Genomic DNA, 17,086 nt, shown 5'->3' on the forward strand with positions numbered 1-17,086 from the left:
CGCCTCGTGCTCGCGCCGGCCCATGTGCTCGACTATCTCGCGGCCCACGAGATCGCGCACCGGCTCGAGATGAATCACGGGGCCCGCTACTGGGCCCATGTCGCGCGGCTGAGGCCCGACTACGAGCGCTCGGAGGCCTGGCTCAAGGCCCACGGCGCGACGCTCCACCGCTATGGCTGAGGCGGCATGACCCGCATCCTCGTCTTCCAGCATCTCGCTGTCGAGCATCCGGGCTCGTTCCGCGACTTCTGGGCGGAGCGCGGCCTGGAGCGGACAACCGTTGAGCTCGACGCCGGCGAGCCGATCCCGCAGCTCGAGGAGTTCGACATGCTCGCCGTGATGGGCGGGCCGATGGACGTGTGGGAGGAGGACCAGCATCCCTGGCTCGTCCCCGAAAAGGCCGCGATCCGCCGCTGGGTGGCGGAGCTGAGGCGGCCCTATCTCGGCGTGTGCCTCGGCCACCAGCTGCTCGCAGTCGCGCTCGGCGGGGAGGCCAGGCTGATGGCGCGTCCGGAGGTCGGGCTCGCTCCGGTCGAGCTGACGGATGCTGGCCGCGAAGACCCGCTCTTCGCGGGGCTTCCGGACAGGATCGAGACCTTCCAGTGGCACGGCGTCGAGGTGACCCGTCTGCCCGAGGGCGGCGTCGCGCTCGCGGGCAACGCCGCCTGCACCGTGCAGGCCATGCGGGTCGGCCCCCATGCCTATGGCATGCAGTTCCACTCCGAGATCGTCGACGAGACGGTGTCCGACTGGCGGCGGATACCGGAATATTGGGCGAGCCTGATCAAGGCGCTGGGCGAGGACGGCGCCGAGGGGCTCGACGGCCTCGTCAGCCCGCGCCTGCCGACCTTCCGCGAGACCGCCCGGCGGCTCGACGGCAATTTCGCGAAGATCGTGGCGGGGAGCAGGACAGGGTCCGGCCAGCCTGAACCGTCATCGCCGGGTCAAGCCGATCAAGTCCGGGCATGATGGGCGACGTCGCGGTCCGCTTCGCTTCGCTTGGCGCGACCTCTCGCGCCTTGGCCAGGAAAGATCATTAAGGTTGATTCGAAGTCGGGCGCGTCGTGAGCCGGCTTAATCCACCTTTTAACCTGGATCCTCTACATAAGCGAGCCGCGCCGGGTCATGCGGCGGCAGCGCTTGCTCGAGGGTGTCGCGTATGTTCTGGCATCGGTCCGTCGTCGCGGCGCGGGCCGCGCTTTGCGTCTTCGCCCTGCTTCTCGGCGGAGCCAGGGCCGAGGCCCGGAGATCGGCGCCGCCCGACCTCAGCCAATACGGCGCCGGCACCATCGTCATCAGCAATTCCGAGCGTGCGCTCTACCTCGTAAAGGGCTGGGGCGGCGGCGTGCTGCGCTACCGGGTGGCGGTCGGCAAGCCCGGCAAGCAATGGCTCGGGACCGCGCGCATCCGCGGAAAATACGTCCGTCCGGCCTGGTCGCCGCCGGCGGACGTGAAGCGCGACAAGCCCTTTCTGCCGGACGTAATCGCCGGCGGCAGCCCAAAGAACCCGATGGGCCCGCGCGCGCTGCTGCTCGACCGCGACCAATACGCGATCCACGGCACCAACCGGCCGCGCTCGATCGGAACCTATGCGTCCTATGGCTGCATCCGCATGCGCAACGAGGACATCCTCGAGCTCTACGGCCATGTCAGCGTCGGCACGCGGGTGGTGGTGGTGCCTTAGGCGCCGCCGTCATGCCCGGGCTTGACCCGGGCGTCCATCGCCCTTTCGCAAAGAGATGGATCGCCGGGTCAAGCCCGGCGATGACGCTTCGTCTTGACGGAATCGCGCCGTGGCGACAGCTCCGCCGGCTCAGCATTGGCCCGCGGAGCGCCGGCATCCATTGTCGCGAGCGCGGCACGCATTTGCTCACGCGACGATAATGATTCCGGGACAAGCCCGGAATGACGGCGCAATAGGCGCTCGAACCCCGTGCGCCGGCTCACAGCGACTTCAGGTATTCGATCAGCGCCATGCGCTCGGCGTCCGTGAAGCCGGTGTTGTCATAGTCGTGGCCGAGGTTCGAATTGCCGTCGATCGGCCGGCCGAACTGGTCGAAGACATTGAACGCGAAGCTGTTCTCGGCCGACTTCTCGGCCCGGTAGCCGACGAATTTCGGATCGTATTCGCGCGCGCCGACATAGAAGGTCTTGGGACGCTCGGCCGGCGGCAGGAGCAGGTCCCACAGCGTCGCGACCGAGCCGTTATGGAGATAGGGAGCGGTCGCCCAGATGCCGGTGAGCGGCCGCGCCTTGTAGCCGAGCGCCTGGCTCGGCCGCGTCATGCAGCGGTCGAGCCGGCGTTGCTTTTCGGGCGAGCGGACGGCGGCGACGAGCGCGCCGCGATCGACCTGCAGGCCCTTCGGGGCGCTCCAGGCGATCACGGGCGGCCGGTCGACGCTGAAGAAGGCGAGCGAGGCGCTCTTCACCACGTCGCCCTTCTTGCCGACCAGCACGCCCGCGACCGCGGCGGCCAGCATGTCGGAGAGCGGCGCCTCCTCCTCGAAGGCGCCGTCGCTGGAGAGGCCGCCGAAATAGGATTTCGGCAGGCCCTGCATGACGCCGGTCTCCGCCGTGTAGCTGTACGCGTTGCAGGCCATCCACGGGTCGGTGCCGGGCGGGTTCCGCGGGTCGCTGAACAGGCTCATCTTGGCCGGGATCCGGGTCGTGAGGTCGGTCCGCGCGAGCGGCTGGTGGCAGGACGCGCATCTGCCGAGGAACAGGCTGCGCCCCTGCTCCACGAGGCCGGCGTCGAGCGGCCCGAACATCGCCTCCGGCCAGGCCGGCGGCAGCAGCCGTTCGAGCTGGCGCTCGAGAGAGACCAGGTTCTCGACGTCGACGCTCGACACATAGCCGCCGAGGCCGGGCGAAGGCCTCATCACCAGGTCGCCGAACACGCCGATCACCTCGCCGGCGTTGCGGCCAAGCGCGCCGACGTCGAACACGCCGTCGCCGAGCGGGGAATTGAACGGCTTGTTGGGCGCGATGGCGTTCCACTGCACGCGCTCATGCTGCGGCACGTTCCACAGGAACGGGTAGCTGACCGGCGCGTCCGAGGGGTTCGGCCCCTGGGTCGGGGAGCCGGCCGCCAGCGCCACGCGGTTGAAGATGTGGCCGAAGGCGTCGAGCCGCGCATAGCCGTAGCGCAGCGGCGTCTCGTTCATCGCCTCGACGGTCTGCTGCCAGTCGACGAGCTGGGAGAACGCGCCGCGGAGCTTCGTCCGGTTGGTCGGGTTGTCGTCCGTCCCCAAGACCTTGGCCGCGAACCGGTCCCATTTGGATTGCTCGGTGGAGGTCGCCTTGAGGGCCTCGAGCAGCGTCTCCATCAGCCGCTGGAAGTCGGCGATCGTGGGGCCGCCGTCGATGCGGACGCGCTTGCCCTCGTAAGTGATCTCGGCGGTGTGGCAGGCCGAGCAGTTAAGCCCCACCCACGGCTCGCGCGAGCCCTGGCCGGTCTTCCAGCGGAGCCGCGTCAGCGTGAGCGCCTCGTCGTCCGAAACGTCGACCGCGAAACCGAGGGGCAGGCGCTCGCCGGCCGAAGTGATGCGCGGCAAATAGCGGAGCTCCTCGACGAAGGCGTCGTCGAGGAACGGTTTCTCGGAGCCCGCCTGTTCGAGCGCCTTCAGCCAGGCGAGCGGAATGAGGCGCGAGCCCTGCGAGGCCTCGGCCCAGCGCATGCGATCGTCGTCGCTCCAGCCCTGGTCGAGCTTGACGATCTCGGACCGGACGCCCGCGGCCGAAAGGACCGCCGCCGAAACAAGCGCGGCGCCGACCGCCGCGATCCTCCGCCAGTATCCCATCACCGCCTCCCCGAAGTCAGGGCGAAAGATAGCAGAGGCGATGATGGTCTGAAGCGGTTTTTCAGAAGCGCTCCAGACTTGGAAGGGAACTTATCGACCGATTACTTTGCTTGACCTAAAATGGGAAATTCGCGCGCCGCCCTATCTGCCGACTCGGAAATCTCATCGTGATCACCCTCGGCCGACGGCTCTGCGTGCTTCGAGACGCCCACCGATGGCGGGCTCCTCAGCATGAGGAGCGTTCAGGACGCCAAATACACACCTCCTCATGCTGAGGAGCCGTCCGCCAGGACGGCGTCTCGAAGCACGCAATACGTCGATGCAGCGTCAGCCTCGTCCGTGGAGCTCTATCGGCGCGACAGGCGCACGGGCATGCCGCCCTTCGGTCTGAGCGTGATGCGCTGGACGGGCTCGGGCGGAACCTCGCCCGCATGGTCGAGGCGGACGCGGCGGGAGAGCGCGGAAAGCAGGATCACCGCCTCCTGAAGCGCAAAGCCCAGTCCGATGCAGACCCGCGGTCCGACTCCGAAGGGCAGATAGGCGAAGCGGTCGATCGCGTCCCGCGCGCCGGGCAGGAAGCGCTCGGGCCGGAACTCGTCGGGCGCGGACCAGAGCGCGCGATGGCGGTGCAGGACCCAGGGCGAGATCGCGACGGTCGCGCCCGCCGGGATCCGGACGCCGGCCGCGACGTCGTCCGCGACGGCCTGCCGCGACAGCAGCGCGACCGGCGGATAGAGCCGCATCGCCTCCTCGACCACGGCGCGGGCCACGGGGAAGGCCGCGAGGTCGAACGCCGATCCCGCCGCCGCCTCGGCCTCCGCCTCGACGGCGTCGCGTACGTCCGGCGCGGTCGACAGCAAATAGAGGCTCCAGGTCAGCGCGTTCGCCGTGGTCTCGTGGCCCGCGCCGATGAAGGTCACGATGTTGGCCCCGACCTCGCGCTCCGTAAGGCCCATCCCGGTCTCGGCGTCGCGGGCCTTCAGCAGCGCGGTGAGCAAATCGTCGGGCGGCTCCGTGCCGGCCTCGATCAGCGCGCGGCGCTCGGCGACGATCGCCGCCACGCGCTCCTCGAAGAAGCGCAGCGCCGGCCGCGAGCGGAGCGTGCCGATCCGCGGCAGAAAGGCGGGGGCGTCGAACAGGTCGAGCGGGTCGATCACGCCTTGCGTGTTGAAATAGCGGGTGAGCGCCTGCGAGAACGAGGCGGCGTCGCCCGCGAGCCCGTTCGAGAACAGCGTGACCTTGAGCACGTCGTAGGTCGCGCGCGTCATCTCCTCGGCCGCGTCGACGATCCGGCCGGGCCGCATGCGCGCGAGGCGCGCCGCGATGGCCTCGGCCGCCCCCTGCATGGCCGAGGCCTGCGCCGCGACCCGGCGGGGCGTGAAGACCGGCGCGAGGATGCGGCGGGTGCGCCGCCAGAGCTCGCCCTCGGCGACCAGCAGCCCCTGTCCGAGCCCCGGCGCCAGGATCTTCCGCTGCAGATCGTCCTTCGGGTAGTTGGCGGCGTTCTCGACCAGCACGCGGCGGATGCCCTCAGGATCGGCGAGGAAGACGCCGTAGCCACGCAGCCCCTCGCCGGCCAGCGCCCGCTCGGTGAAATGGCGCTCGGTCCAGATCGCGAGCGGATTGCGCCTCAGCGCCATCACCACGCCGAGCCGGTTGAGCGGCCGGCTTCTCGGGAAGGGGGCCGGCGCGCGGCCGCGGGAGACGATGGTCCCGGCGTAGGTCATCGCGTCGGTCTCCGATGGGCGTCCATTGGAGATAAGGACCGCGCGGCGGCCGCGACAAGCGTCACCCGAGGACGGCGCCCAACAGAGCGTGGGTCTCCCTCCCCTGCGAAAGGGGACGGAGCGGCGCCGGGGTCTGACGGGTCGAAGCCGACCCCATGGCGCCGGACTTGCGTCGTGATCCGGGACCCGACTGACGACGGACGGCGCGTACGCCCTATGTCCCTCGGAGGTCCCTCGGAGAACCCCACATGTCCGCGTCGACGCTGATGGTCCGCAAATCGCTCGACGCCATCGCTCGGTCCGGTTCCGAGGACGGCGAGCACGCGCTCAACAAGTCGCTCGGCTGGTTCTCGATCACGGCGATCGGCGTCGGCGGGATCATCGGCGCCGGCATCTTCGTCCTGACCGGGACGGCGGCGGCGCAGTATGCCGGGCCGGGCATCATGCTGTCCTTCGTGATCGCTGGCCTCGCCTGCGTGTTCGTCGGGCTCTGCTATTCCGAGCTCGCCGCCATGATCCCGGTCGCCGGCTCGAGCTACACCTACACCTACGCGACCCTCGGCGAGTTCGCGGCCTGGGTGATCGGCTGGGACCTGGTGCTCGAATATGCGATGGGCGCGGCCACCGCCTCGGTCGGCTGGTCGGGCTACGCGGTGAGCCTCCTGGCCGATGTCGGCATCCACCTGCCGCCGGCGCTGACAGCCGCGACCGGAACGGTGGTGAAGCTCGCCGACGGGACGGAGACCCACGCGATCTTCAACGTCCCCGCGGCCTTCATCGTCCTCGCGCTGACCTTCATGCTCGTCCGCGGCACGCGCGAGTCCGCGCGCGTCAACAACGTCATGGTGATGATCAAGCTCGCTGTCGTCCTGAGCTTCATCCTGATCGGCATGTGGTATGTCGACACGTCGAAATGGGCGCCGCTGGTGCCGGAGAACACCGGCGCGTTCGGCGAATATGGCTGGAGCGGCGTGCTGCGCGGCGCGGCGGTGGTGTTCTTCGCCTATATCGGCTTCGACGCGGTCTCGACCGCGGCGCAGGAGGCCAAGCTTCCGCAGCGCGACATGCCGATCGGCATCCTGGGCTCGCTGCTGCTCTGCACCGCGCTCTACGTCGCGGTCGCGGCGGTGCTCACCGGCCTCGTGCCCTATAAGGACCTCAACGTCGCCGACCCGATCGCCAAGGGCGTCGACGCCATCGGCATGGGCTGGTTCTCGGCCGTCATCAAGATCGGCGCGCTGACCGGCATCACCACCGTGATCCTTGTGCTGCTCTACGGCCAGAGCCGGATCTTCTTCACCATCTCGAAGGACGGGCTGCTGCCGCAGCTGTTCTCGCGCGTCCATCCGCGCTTCGGCACGCCCTATCTCAGCCAGATGCTGATCGGCTTCTGCGTGGCGCTGCTCGCGGGCGCCGTCCCGATCGGGCTGCTCGGCGAGATGGTGTCGATCGGCACGCTGTTCGCATTCGTGCTGGTCTGCGCCGCGGTGCTCTATCTCCGCAAGAGCGACGCCGACGTCCATCGGCCGTTCCGCGTTCCGGGCGTGCCGGTGATCCCGATCCTCGGCATCCTGATGTGCCTGACCCTGATGGCCGGCCTGCCCTTCGACACTTGGGCGCGGCTCGTCGTCTGGATGGCGGTCGGCGTCGTCATCTATTTCTTCTATGGCCGCAAACGCTCGCTGGCGCAGCAGGAGGCGGCCTGAAGGACCGGCCTGCAGAACACACGCTCTCTTAACGCCATCGCCCGAAACTGCGGGGGGATAACGTAGCCTTTCGCGTTGAGCTTCGTTGTCTATCAATCATAGCGGCAGGGCCAACGCGTTGTCCGAAAGGCTCAAGCTTCCTTTCCGGTCGATCAGAACGCGCCTCATCCTGATGGTGCTGGGGTCGGTGCTGCCACTGTTCGGCCTGATGACGGCCGACATGCTGGACGACCGGAAGCGCGCGCTCGAATCCGCGGCGATCGAGCTGTCCGACTACGCCAAGCTGACCGCCGCCCGCCAGGCGCAGATCTTCCGCGACGCCGGCCAGCTGCTTTCGACCTTGCAGACGCTGCCACAGGTCAGCGCCCGTGGCGCGCCGGAATGCGGCGACCTGCTGGCGCGCCTTGCGGCGCGCAATCACCAGTTCATGACCGTTGGAGTGGTGCGGGCCGACGGCATGATCGTCTGCCACAATGTCCTGCGCCGCCAGCAGCGCTTCGGCGATGGCGACTTGCTCAGGACGACGCTGGCCGCGACGCCCACGGACCTGGTCCTCAGCCGCATGGTGGTGGGCAAGGTCTCCAAGAAGCTCACCATCATCACCGCGCGCCGCCTGCTCGACCAGACGCCCGAGGGCGCTGCGATCGTGTTCGCGAGCATCGACCTTTCGGGCTTCGCCTCGCTGGCCGGCCGCTTCGACGAGAGCGTCGGCCGCTCGATGATGGTGGTGGACGCCAAGGCCGGATCGGTCGTCGCCGGCACTGGCGGCGGCCAGGCCTTCGCCGGCAAGACCTTCTCGGACCACCCGCTGATGGCCGCTATCCGCGCCGCGCCGCAGGGCGGGGCTCTGTCTGCTCCAGGGCTCGGCGGAAGGGCCGAGCTCACCGCGTACGAGCCGCTCGCCAGCTCGCCGCTCGCCCAGTTTGCGGTGGTGACGACGGCTGACCGCGAGGTCATCCTTTCGGCGGCCGAACGCGAGACGATCGCAAGCTTCGCGCTCGCCTTCGGCGCCGCGGCGCTCGCGATCGTCGCGGCGGCGACGCTCGGGCATTGGACGCTCGCCGAGCCGATGGCCCGGCTGACCGCCGCCGCGGAACGCATCGGCCGCGGCGATCTGTCGGCCAAGACCTTCATGTCGGGTCTGCTGCCCACCGAAGTGCTGACGCTGTCGCGCACCCTCAATCACATGGCGGCGCGGCTCGAAAGCAGCAGCCGCCAACTCGCCGCCCTCGCCAATGAAGACGGACTGACCAAACTCGCCAACCGGCGCCGCTTCGACGAGGCGCTCGCGGCCGAGTGCCGACGCGGCCAGCGCTCCGGCCAGCCGCTGTCTCTGCTGCTGGTCGACGTCGATCACTTCAAGGCGTTCAACGACGCCTACGGCCATCTCGCCGGCGACGACTGCCTGAAGCGGATCGCGGAGCTGCTGAGGGCCTGCGCGAGCCGCCCGGGCGACCTCGCCGCGCGCTATGGCGGCGAGGAGTTCGCGGTGATCCTGCCCGGCACCGGCGACGAGGGCGCGGCGGTCGTGGCGCAGAAGATCCTTGAGACCGTCGAGGAGCTCGGTCTCCCGCATCGGGGATCGGCCTCGCGGCGCGTATCGGTTAGCGTCGGCGGCGCCACGGCCGCGCCGGGCGGCTCGGCGGCGCCCGCCCCGGACCAGCTGATCGCGCTCGCCGACGAGGCGCTCTACGAGGCGAAGTCGACGGGGCGCGCGAAACATTGCTCGCGCGCCGCCTCGGCCCAGCTTCTCGTCGTGGACGACGACGGCGAGCTGAGGCCCGCCGCCGGACGGCGCTCCACCCCTCTGATGATCGGCAAGGGCGGGTCGCGCTTCGTCTGAAGGCGGCGGTTCAGGCCGCCTGCTTCATCGCGTCGGCCTTGTTGATCAGCGCCTCGGCCATGCGGATCGACGCGATGTCGATCAGGCGGCCGTCGAGCGACACCGCGCCCTTGCCGGCCTTGGCGGCCTCTTCCATCGCTTCGAGAATGCGGCGGGCCTTCGTCACCTCCGCTTCGGACGGCGTGAAGACGTCGTTGGCGAGCTCGATCTGGCTCGGATGGATGGCCCACTTGCCCTCATAGCCCGCGGCGGCGCAGCGGCGGGCGGCGGAGAGGTAGCCGTCCGGGTCGGAGAAGTCGCCGAACGGCCCGTCGACCGGCCGCAGGCCATAGGCGCGGCAGGCGACGAGCATGCGCTGCTGGGCGAACAGCCACGGGTCCTGCCAGTGGGTCTCGCGGTTGCCGGCCTCGTCCTTGTCGGTGAGCACCGAATAGTCCGGGTTCACGCCGCCGATGACGGTCGAACGGGTCCGGCAGGAGGCGGCGTAGTCCGCGACGCCGAACGACATCGCCTCGAGGCGCTTGGACGAGGTCGCGATCGCCTCGACATTGGCCATGCCAAGCGCGGTCTCGATCAGCACCTCGAAGCCGATCTTCTTCTCGCGCTTGATCGACTGCTCGACCTGCGTCGTCAGCATGTCGACGGCGTAGACGTCGGCCGGGACGCCGACCTTCGGGATCAGGATCATGTCGAGGCGCGGGCACTTCTCGACGATGTCGATGACGTCGCGATACATGTAGTGGGTGTCGAGACCGTTGATGCGGATCATCATGGTCTTGTTACCCCAGTCGATGTCATTCAGCGCCTGGACGATGTTTTTCCGCGCCTGCTCCTTGTCGTCGGGAGCGACGGCGTCCTCGAGGTCGAGGAAGATGACGTCGGCGGCCGACTTGGCCGACTTCTCCATGAAGGTCGGGTTGGAGCCCGGCACGGCGAGCTCGGAGCGATGCAGGCGCGGCGTGGCCTGCTGGATCAGGGTGAAGCTCATTTTCGTTTCCTCCTCGGACGGTTCTCAAACTCGTTTGGGGCGATGTTCTGCGTGCTTCGAGACGGCCCTCCCGGCCTCCTCAGCATGAGGAGGCAGAGGGCGCCAAGCACGACATTCCTCATGCCGAGGAGCCGACCGCAGGTCGGCGTCTCGAAGCACGCAGCGCGTCGGCGCAGTCATCGAGCGCTCACCCCGTCGCGCCGAAGCCGACGGCGATGCAGTTGATGGACAGGAGCAGCGCCGACTTGACCTCGTCGCGCTTGAACTCGTCGGTCTCGGAGCGGAAGCGGCGCAGCAGTTCGACCTGCTCGCGGCTCACCTGGTTGATGACCGGCAGGCGCTCCTCCAGCCGCTCGCGGAAGGCCGGGTAGCGGAACGCGATCTCGCCGCCGCCCGAGACCTGCAGGCACATCTCGCAGGTCAGCGCGTATTCGGCCTCGATCATCCGGAAGATCTCCTCACGCGCCGCCTCGTCGGGGCAGAGCGTGGAATACTCGCGGGCGATCGAGAGATCGACCATCCGGAGCGTCTTCTCGACCTCGTCGAGGATCAGCCGGAACGGCTTCGAGTGCTCGAACATGCGCTTCAGGAGGTGCTCGCCGGGCTCGCCGCGCACGTCGATGAAGTTCTTGAGGCCGGAGCCGATGCCGTACCACCCGGTGATGATGTGCCGGTTCTGCGCCCATGCGAACACCCACGGAATGGCGCGCAGGTCCGAGAGCGTGCGCGCGCCGAACCGCCGGGCCGGCCGCGAGCCGATGTTGAGCAGCGCGAGCTCGTCGAGCGGGCTCGCGCTCTGGAAATAATCGACCAGGCCCGGGTGGTTCAGGAGCTGCGTGTAGACCGCCCGCGAAGCCCCAGACAGCGCCTCCATGGCGTCGTCGAACTCAGATCGGGAGGCCGAGGACGAGCGGTTCGAATTGAGCGCGTGCGCCATCACCGAGGCCGCGGTCAGCTCCATCTGGTAGGCCGCAGTGCCGCGGTTGGCGTATTTGAACGAAACGACCTCGCCCTGATCCGTCACCCGGTACTGGCGGTTGATGGAGCCCGGCGGCAGAGCCTCGACGGCGCGCGCGGTCGGCGCTCCGCCGCGCGAGACCGATCCGCCCCGGCCGTGGAAGAAGGCGATCGGCAGGCCGGCCTGCTCGCCGATCTCGGTGAGCTTGGCCTGCGCCTTGTAGAGCTCCCAGTTGGAGGCGAGATAGCCGCCATCCTTGTTGCTGTCCGAATAGCCGACCATCACCTCCTGGAAGCCGCCCTGCCATCGGACCGAGCGGCGGACCAGCGGGATCGACAGCAGCTCCTTCATGATCGACGGAGCGGCCCGCAAATCCTCGATGGTCTCGAACAGCGGGACGATCGGCAGTTGGCAGATCTCGACGCCCGGCGAGTCGAGATAGATCCGCGCCTCCTTGGCCAGCAGGTAGGCGCCCAGAATGTCGTTCACCGAGCGCGTCATCGACAGGATGAAGGCGCCGACCGCCTCGCGGTCGAGCTCGGCGCGCATCTCGGCGACCAGCGCGAAGGTCGCGAGGGTCTCGCGGCTTTCCTCGGAGAGCTTCGGCAGGTCGCGCAGCTTCGTCCGGGGCTTCGACAGTTCGGCGGTCAGCCAGGCGCGCCATTCGGGCGAATCGAGCTCGGGGGCGTCGTCGGGCTCGCCGCCTTCGACCGAGGCCCAGATCTCGCGCAGCGCCTTGGTGGTGCGGGTCGAGTTCTCGCGGAGATCGAGATGCACGGTCGAGAACCGGAACAGCTCGACCATGCGCCGCACCGGCCGGACCTGGTTGACTGCAAGCGAGCGGCAGTTCGCCTCGATCAGCCCGCGCTCGAGCGCCTTGAGGTCGCCGATCAGCTCGTCGGCGTCGGAATAATGCGGCGTGACGGGCGCCGCCGGCTCCTCCTTGTTGCGCTCGATCGTGGCGTCGAGCTTGCGGAGCACGCAGCTCAGATATTGCCGGAAGTGCTCGCCCGGATTGCGCGCCGCGATCGCCTCGGCGTCGCCGGAGGCGTCGAGACGCGCCTTCAGCTCCTTGCGGAACGCGACCGGCGTCGGCATCGCCCGCTCGGTGATCGACAGCCACTTGCCGAGCTCGGTGAGCCGGCTACGGAAGCGCCGCATGCTGGCGCGCGCGTTCCGCTTCAGCGTGGTGCGGGTGACGTCATGGGTGACGAAGGGGTTGCCGTCGCGGTCGCCGCCGACCCAGCAGCCGAACTGGAAGAAGGCCGGGGCCTCGAAGCTCTCGTCCGGATAATGCGCGGCGAGCGAGGACTCCAGCGAATTCAGCAGCTCGGGCAGCATGTCGAACAGGGATTCGTCGAAGAAGTGCAGCGCCCAGGAGACCTCGCGAACGACCGTCGCCTTCTCGAGCTGCAGCTCGCCCGTCAGGAAGATCAGCTCGATCTGGTCGGAGAGGTCCGCCATCAGGCCGTTGCGCTCGCGCTCGGTCCAGCGCGGCAGCTCGAGCTCGCGCAGCAGCAGGTAAACTTTGCGCAGCTTCTCGAGCACGGTGACGCGCTTCGACTCGGTCGGATGCGCCGTGAGGGTCGGGCGGATCCGCAGGCCCTTGAGGAGCTCCTGGATCTCCGAGGCCTTGACGCCCGCGGCGGCGGCTTCGGCGAACACTTTCGAGAAGGTCCCGCCGACCTCCTCGCGCCCCTGGGTGCGCTCGACGTGGCGACGCCGGCGCATCGCCGTGTTCTCCTCGACGATCGACAGCAGCCTGAACCAGATCCCCTGGAGCTGGAGAGCCCGGATCAGGAGTTCGGGCGTCATGCTCCCGATATCGGCCTCGCCCTTGAGCAGGCCGACGAGCTTCGGCTCGTGACGGCGGCAGATCTCGAGCAGGGCGTGAAACAGGATCTGGGTCGCGGTCTCGGAACCGGTTCCAGTGATCGCGGGCGGCGCGAACGGCGCGTCGACGACCGGGGCATGGACTTCTGCGGTCAGCGTCATCTCTCGACTCCACTGCATGGGGACGGTCCGGGTCCGGCCGTCCGTTCGCCGGGGACTTCGATGACAGGCGCGGCGGAGGGACCGCCGCGCCGGACTGCATGGAAGCCCTTAATCTCAGGCCGCTTTTCTGGACCTGTTGAGCACCTCAGCAACGGTCGTGCCAAATGACCCGGGATCCGGCGCCACCGTCAGGCCGAAGGAGCGCATGATCTCGGCCTTCTCGGCGGCGCTGTCGCCGGACGCCGAGATGATCGCGCCCGCATGGCCCATGCGCCGGCCCTTCGGCGCCGTCAACCCGGCCACGAAACCGATCACCGGCTTCGAGAAATTGTCCTTGATCCAGGCCGAGGCCTCGGCCTCCTGCGGACCGCCGATCTCGCCGATGATCAGCACGGCCTCGGTCTCCGGGTCCTTCTCGAACAGCGCGAGGTGGTCGAGGAATGACGAGCCGTTGATCGGGTCGCCGCCGATGCCGACTGAAGTCGAGATGCCAATGTCGAGCGCCTTCATCTGCGAGGCCGCCTCGTAGCCGAGCGTGCCGGAGCGCGAGATCACGCCGACCGAGCCCTTCTTGTAGATGTGGCCGGGCATGATGCCGAGCATGGCCTTGCCGGGCGAGATGATGCCGGCGCAGTTCGGGCCGACCACCACCGTCCGCTTGTCCTTCGGATAGCGGAACAGATAGCGTTTCACGCGCATCATGTCCTGCGCCGGGATGCCGTCGGTGATCGAGCAGACGAGCTTCAGCCCTGCGTCCGCCGCCTCCATCAATGCATCCGCCGCGAAGGGCGGCGCCACGAAGGTGATCGAGGTCGTGGCGCCGGTCTCGCGCACGGCGTCCTTGACGGTGTTGAACACCGGCAGGCCGAGATGCGTCTTGCCGCCCTTGCCCGGCGTCACGCCGCCCACGACGTTGGTGCCGTATTCGATCATCTCCTTCGCGTGGAAGGTGCCTTTGTCGCCCGTGATGCCCTGGACGATGATCGGGGTCTTCTCGTCGATCAGAATGCTCATGACGTGGTCTCCCTCCCTCGCTCTCAGGCCGCGTTCCGCTTGGCGCCCTGGCAGGCCTCGACGGCTTTCCGGGCGGCTTCCGACAGGGTGTCGGCGGTGATCAGGTCGAGCCCGCTCTCCTTCAGGATCTTCTGGCCGGCCTCGACATTCGTGCCGGCGAGCCGGACGATCAGCGGGACCTTCATGTCGACCTCTTTGGCGGCCTGCACGACGCCCTGGGCCACCCAGTCGCAGCGATTGATGCCGGCGAAGATGTTGACCAGGATCGCCTTCACGTTCTGGTCCGACAGGACGAGGTTGAACGCGGTCGCGACGCGCTCGGGGCTCGCCCCGCCGCCGACGTCGAGGAAGTTCGCGGGGCTTCCGCCCGCGTGCTTGATCATGTCCATGGTCGCCATGGCGAGCCCCGCGCCGTTGACGATGCAGCCGATTTCGCCCTCGAGACCGATATAGTTGAGGGCGTGCTCGGCGGCCTGCGCCTCGCGCGGATCGGACTGCGAGGGATCGTGCATGTCCGCGACGTTGTGACGACGGAACAGCGCGTTGTCGTCGAACGACATCTTGGCGTCGAGCGCCAGCACGCGGTCGTCCTTGGTGACGACCAGCGGGTTGATCTCGAGCATCTGGCAGTCGGTGTCGCGGAACGCCCGGTAGGCGTTCATGATCGTCTTCACCGCGGCCGAGACCTGCTTGATGTTGAGCCCGAGCTTGAATGCGATCTCGCGCGCCTCGAACTGCTGGAGGCCGACCGCGGGCTCGACCACCACCTGGATCAGCGCCTCGGGATTCTTGTCGGCGATCTCCTCGATCTCCATGCCGCCCTCCTGGGACGCGATGACGCGCACCCGTTCGGCCTTCCGGTCGAGCACGTAGCCGAGATAGAGCTCGCGCTCAAAGGGGTCCGCGACCTCGACATAGACGCGCTGCACCGGCTTGCCCTCGGGACCGGTCTGCTTGGTCACGAGCTTCTTGCCCAGCATGGTCTTGGCGGCGTCGCGCACCTCGTTATAGGTGCGGCAGAGCTTGATGCCGCCGGCCTTGCCGCGCGCGCCCGCGTGGATCTGAGCTTTCACGGCCCAGTAGGAGCCGCCGAGCTCCGTCGCAGCATAAACCGCCTGGTCCGGGCTGAAGGCCACCGCGCCCTTCGGCACCGCGACGCCGAAGCCCGAAAGCAGCTCCTTCGCCTGATACTCGTGAACGTCCATCGCGACCTCCTCTCCGTGTTTAAGATTTACTGACTACGCTCTTCAGAAATCGAAAGATATTCTTACATATACTGATGCGTGCGTCACGCCCGACTTTCGTAAAAGCCAGGATCGGCCGAACCGGCGAACTGCCCCGAACCGGGTCAGCCGAGCTTGCTTTTCACGACCTCATAGGTCCGCTCGGTCTCCGCGCCCGCATCCGCGAGCAGGGTCTCGAGCTCCTGGAGCCGTCCGTCGGCGAAGTCCCGATCCTTGATCGACTTCGCGTTGACCCGGACATTGAGCGCCGCGCTCATCAGGCCCGCATAGGCGGATTGCACGGCGACGCCCGCGTCCGACACGACGTTGACATTGCCCTTGTCGGCCGTGACGGCCGAAAGCTTCACGACCTGCGCGCAGAGCCGCGCGCATTCGAGCGGCACGTCGGTCGCCTCCTTGAGCGCCGCCTGGATCTTGGCGGTTCGGGCGGCCTTCTCCTCGTCGGTCTCGCCCTTCGGCAGACCGTATGCGCCCATCACCGCGTCGAACGCCTTGACGTCGTCGCCGATCGCCCTGGTGAGCTCGGCGCGGAGCTTCTCCGATGTCTCAAGGACCTGCTTCAGGTCGGCCTCGACCTCGGCGTATTTCGGCTTGCCGATGGTCAGGTTGCAGACCATCGAGACCAGCGCCGCGCCCATCGCGCCGGAGATCGCCGCCGCGCCGCCGCCGCCCGGCGTCGAGCGCTCCGAGGCGAGGTCGTCGAGGAATGCGCCGAGCGGCTGGCCTTCGGCCATCACGCCATCTCCTTGGCGAGCGCGTAGATTTCGTCGGCGTCGAACGACTGGTCGGCGGCCTCGAACAGCTTGCCGATCAGCGTGCGGTGCAGCTTGAGCTTCAGGCCGCCGAGGCCGAGCGCGCCGATCGCGAGCTTGCCATGGCGCTCCTTGGCCTTGTCCATCGCGTCGAGACCGCCGATGCCGAGCGGGGGCTGGGCGTTGTAGTCGACCAGGATCTCGATCGAGCTCTCGGCTTTCCAGACGTCCTCGGCGAGCAGCTCGAGCCCGATCGCGCCGGCCGAGAACACGAGGTTCGCGCCCGCGACCGCCTTGGCCCGGTCCTCGGCGGACTTCGCCTCGATCGCCTCGACCTTGATGCCGAAGCGCTTCTCGATGTTGTCCGCGGCCTTCTGGGCCTTGTCAGCTGAGCGTCCGACGATCGCGACGGTCGCGCCTTCCTTGCCGAGCATCGCGGCGGAGCGCATGCCGACCGGGCCGGTGCCGGCCAGGATCACGGCGCGCTTGCCGCTGACGCTCCCGCCCGCCGCCTTGACCGCGATCGCGACGCCTGCCGCTGCGGTCGTGTTCGAGCCGTTCGAGTCGAGCATGGTCGAGACCCGGAACGGACCGAAGAAGCGCTTCTGCACGGCGTCGTAGACCGCTTCGCCCGCCGCCATGTCGCCGCCGCCGACGAAGATCGCGGTCGACTTCTTCTCCGAGCCGCCGCGGGTATAGATCGTGCCGTCGACATAGGCCCCGACGTTTTCGGGGGTCACGCCGCCATAGCCGGTGATGTGGTCGGCGCCGCCGTCATAGCCCACGACCACGTCGAACACGCTCGGCGTCGGGTCGGTGTCGAACTGGAAAAGCAGCTTCTTGGTCATCGTCTTCCCTGCGCCCGCTCGCTGGCGGGCTTGTGCGTTTCTCGGGTCATGTCGTCGCTCGCGGGCGCGGCGCGGCCGAACTGGAGCGCGGACGAGTTCGCCGGGCTCCACGGAGACAGCGCCGCCGTCGGGCGGTCCGGCGGGACGTTCCTCAGAAAGGCGTCCTTCAGCGCGTCGAGGCTGAAGCTCTGGCCGGGGCCGCGCGACATTC

Annotated in this window: 14 protein-coding genes; 5 read left to right on the forward strand and 9 right to left on the reverse strand. The window is 68.4% G+C overall.

Features of this window, described 5'->3' with window-relative positions:
- The 3 genes from EK403_RS23110 to EK403_RS11005 all read left to right on the forward strand — a co-directional run.
- Nucleotides 1–180 (forward strand): M48 metallopeptidase family protein (locus EK403_RS23110; RefSeq protein WP_245479638.1); only part of this gene is annotated, 180 nt, incomplete at its 5' end.
- A gap of 6 nt (nt 181–186) precedes the next feature.
- Nucleotides 187–969: a type 1 glutamine amidotransferase gene (locus EK403_RS11000; protein WP_128777537.1), complete on the forward strand. Its 783-nt coding sequence runs from the start codon at nt 187–189 to the stop codon at nt 967–969.
- A 190-nt stretch (nt 970–1,159) separates the two neighbouring features.
- Entirely contained in the window at nt 1,160–1,684 is a 525-nt protein-coding gene (locus EK403_RS11005; protein WP_128777538.1) for a L,D-transpeptidase, read from the forward strand.
- Between the two features lie 259 nt (nt 1,685–1,943).
- Here the strand turns inward: EK403_RS11005 and EK403_RS11010 are convergent, their stop codons facing one another.
- Nucleotides 1,944–3,800 carry a di-heme-cytochrome C peroxidase gene (locus EK403_RS11010; RefSeq protein ID WP_128777539.1) on the reverse strand — a complete coding sequence of 619 codons (1,857 nt, stop codon included), beginning with the start codon at nt 3,798–3,800 and terminating at the stop codon, nt 1,944–1,946.
- A gap of 347 nt (nt 3,801–4,147) precedes the next feature.
- On the reverse strand, nt 4,148–5,527 hold the full coding sequence (locus EK403_RS11015) for a cytochrome P450 (RefSeq protein WP_128777540.1): 1,380 nt from the start codon (nt 5,525–5,527) through the stop codon (nt 4,148–4,150).
- 248 nt (nt 5,528–5,775) lie between these two features.
- Here EK403_RS11015 and EK403_RS11020 point away from each other — a divergent pair, with 248 nt between their 5' ends.
- Complete coding sequence (locus tag EK403_RS11020) at nt 5,776–7,233, forward strand: amino acid permease (protein WP_128777541.1); 1,458 nt, start codon at nt 5,776–5,778, stop codon at nt 7,231–7,233.
- Between the two features lie 118 nt (nt 7,234–7,351).
- Nucleotides 7,352–9,076, forward strand: coding sequence for a GGDEF domain-containing protein (locus EK403_RS11025; RefSeq protein ID WP_128777542.1), 1,725 nt, complete (start codon nt 7,352–7,354; stop codon nt 9,074–9,076).
- 10 nt (nt 9,077–9,086) lie between these two features.
- On the opposite strand, the gene EK403_RS11030 is transcribed toward EK403_RS11025, so the two are convergent.
- From EK403_RS11030 to EK403_RS11060, 7 genes are all read right to left on the reverse strand, one after another.
- Complete coding sequence (locus EK403_RS11030; RefSeq protein WP_128777543.1) at nt 9,087–10,064, reverse strand: HpcH/HpaI aldolase/citrate lyase family protein; 978 nt, start codon at nt 10,062–10,064, stop codon at nt 9,087–9,089.
- 187 nt (nt 10,065–10,251) lie between these two features.
- On the reverse strand, nt 10,252–13,017 hold the full coding sequence (locus tag EK403_RS11035) for a phosphoenolpyruvate carboxylase (protein WP_128777544.1): 2,766 nt from the start codon (nt 13,015–13,017) through the stop codon (nt 10,252–10,254).
- A gap of 114 nt (nt 13,018–13,131) precedes the next feature.
- Nucleotides 13,132–14,031: a succinate--CoA ligase subunit alpha gene (sucD, locus tag EK403_RS11040; RefSeq protein WP_128777545.1), complete on the reverse strand. Its 900-nt coding sequence runs from the start codon at nt 14,029–14,031 to the stop codon at nt 13,132–13,134.
- Nucleotides 14,032–14,054: 23 nt separating this feature from the next.
- Complete coding sequence (locus tag EK403_RS11045; RefSeq protein WP_128777546.1) at nt 14,055–15,236, reverse strand: malate--CoA ligase subunit beta; 1,182 nt, start codon at nt 15,234–15,236, stop codon at nt 14,055–14,057.
- 143 nt (nt 15,237–15,379) lie between these two features.
- A complete protein-coding gene (fchA, locus tag EK403_RS11050; protein ID WP_128777547.1) occupies nt 15,380–16,009 on the reverse strand; it encodes a methenyltetrahydrofolate cyclohydrolase in 630 nt (209 codons plus the stop codon).
- Entirely contained in the window at nt 16,009–16,875 is an 867-nt protein-coding gene (locus EK403_RS11055; RefSeq protein WP_128777548.1) for an NADP-dependent methylenetetrahydromethanopterin/methylenetetrahydrofolate dehydrogenase, read from the reverse strand. Before EK403_RS11055 ends, fchA begins: the two co-directional genes overlap by 1 nt.
- Nucleotides 16,872–17,084 carry a hypothetical protein gene (locus EK403_RS11060; protein ID WP_128777549.1) on the reverse strand — a complete coding sequence of 71 codons (213 nt, stop codon included), beginning with the start codon at nt 17,082–17,084 and terminating at the stop codon, nt 16,872–16,874. The genes EK403_RS11055 and EK403_RS11060 overlap by 4 nt, the downstream gene beginning before the upstream one ends.
- Nucleotides 17,085–17,086 lie beyond the last annotated feature (2 nt).

It is taken from the genome of Hansschlegelia zhihuaiae (assembly GCF_004103825.1).
In the GTDB taxonomy this organism is placed as follows: Bacteria; Pseudomonadota; Alphaproteobacteria; order Rhizobiales; family Methylopilaceae; genus Methylopila; species Methylopila zhihuaiae.

Bases quoted from the DNA above. Each gene is read 5' to 3' on its own strand.
- EK403_RS11000 (WP_128777537.1), top strand. From the start codon at position 187: ATGACCCGCATCCTCGTCTTCCAGCATCTCGCTGTCGAGCATCCGGGC.
- EK403_RS11005 (WP_128777538.1), top strand. From the start codon at position 1,160: ATGTTCTGGCATCGGTCCGTCGTCGCGGCGCGGGCCGCGCTTTGCGTC.
- EK403_RS11010 (WP_128777539.1), bottom strand. From the start codon at position 3,800: ATGGGATACTGGCGGAGGATCGCGGCGGTCGGCGCCGCGCTTGTTTCG.
- EK403_RS11015 (WP_128777540.1), bottom strand. From the start codon at position 5,527: ATGACCTACGCCGGGACCATCGTCTCCCGCGGCCGCGCGCCGGCCCCC.
- EK403_RS11020 (WP_128777541.1), top strand. From the start codon at position 5,776: ATGTCCGCGTCGACGCTGATGGTCCGCAAATCGCTCGACGCCATCGCT.
- EK403_RS11030 (WP_128777543.1), bottom strand. From the start codon at position 10,064: ATGAGCTTCACCCTGATCCAGCAGGCCACGCCGCGCCTGCATCGCTCC.
- EK403_RS11035 (WP_128777544.1), bottom strand. From the start codon at position 13,017: ATGACGCTGACCGCAGAAGTCCATGCCCCGGTCGTCGACGCGCCGTTC.
- sucD (WP_128777545.1), bottom strand. From the start codon at position 14,031: ATGAGCATTCTGATCGACGAGAAGACCCCGATCATCGTCCAGGGCATC.
- EK403_RS11045 (WP_128777546.1), bottom strand. From the start codon at position 15,236: ATGGACGTTCACGAGTATCAGGCGAAGGAGCTGCTTTCGGGCTTCGGC.
- fchA (WP_128777547.1), bottom strand. From the start codon at position 16,009: ATGGCCGAAGGCCAGCCGCTCGGCGCATTCCTCGACGACCTCGCCTCG.
- EK403_RS11055 (WP_128777548.1), bottom strand. From the start codon at position 16,875: ATGACCAAGAAGCTGCTTTTCCAGTTCGACACCGACCCGACGCCGAGC.
- EK403_RS11060 (WP_128777549.1), bottom strand. From the start codon at position 17,084: ATGTCGCGCGGCCCCGGCCAGAGCTTCAGCCTCGACGCGCTGAAGGAC.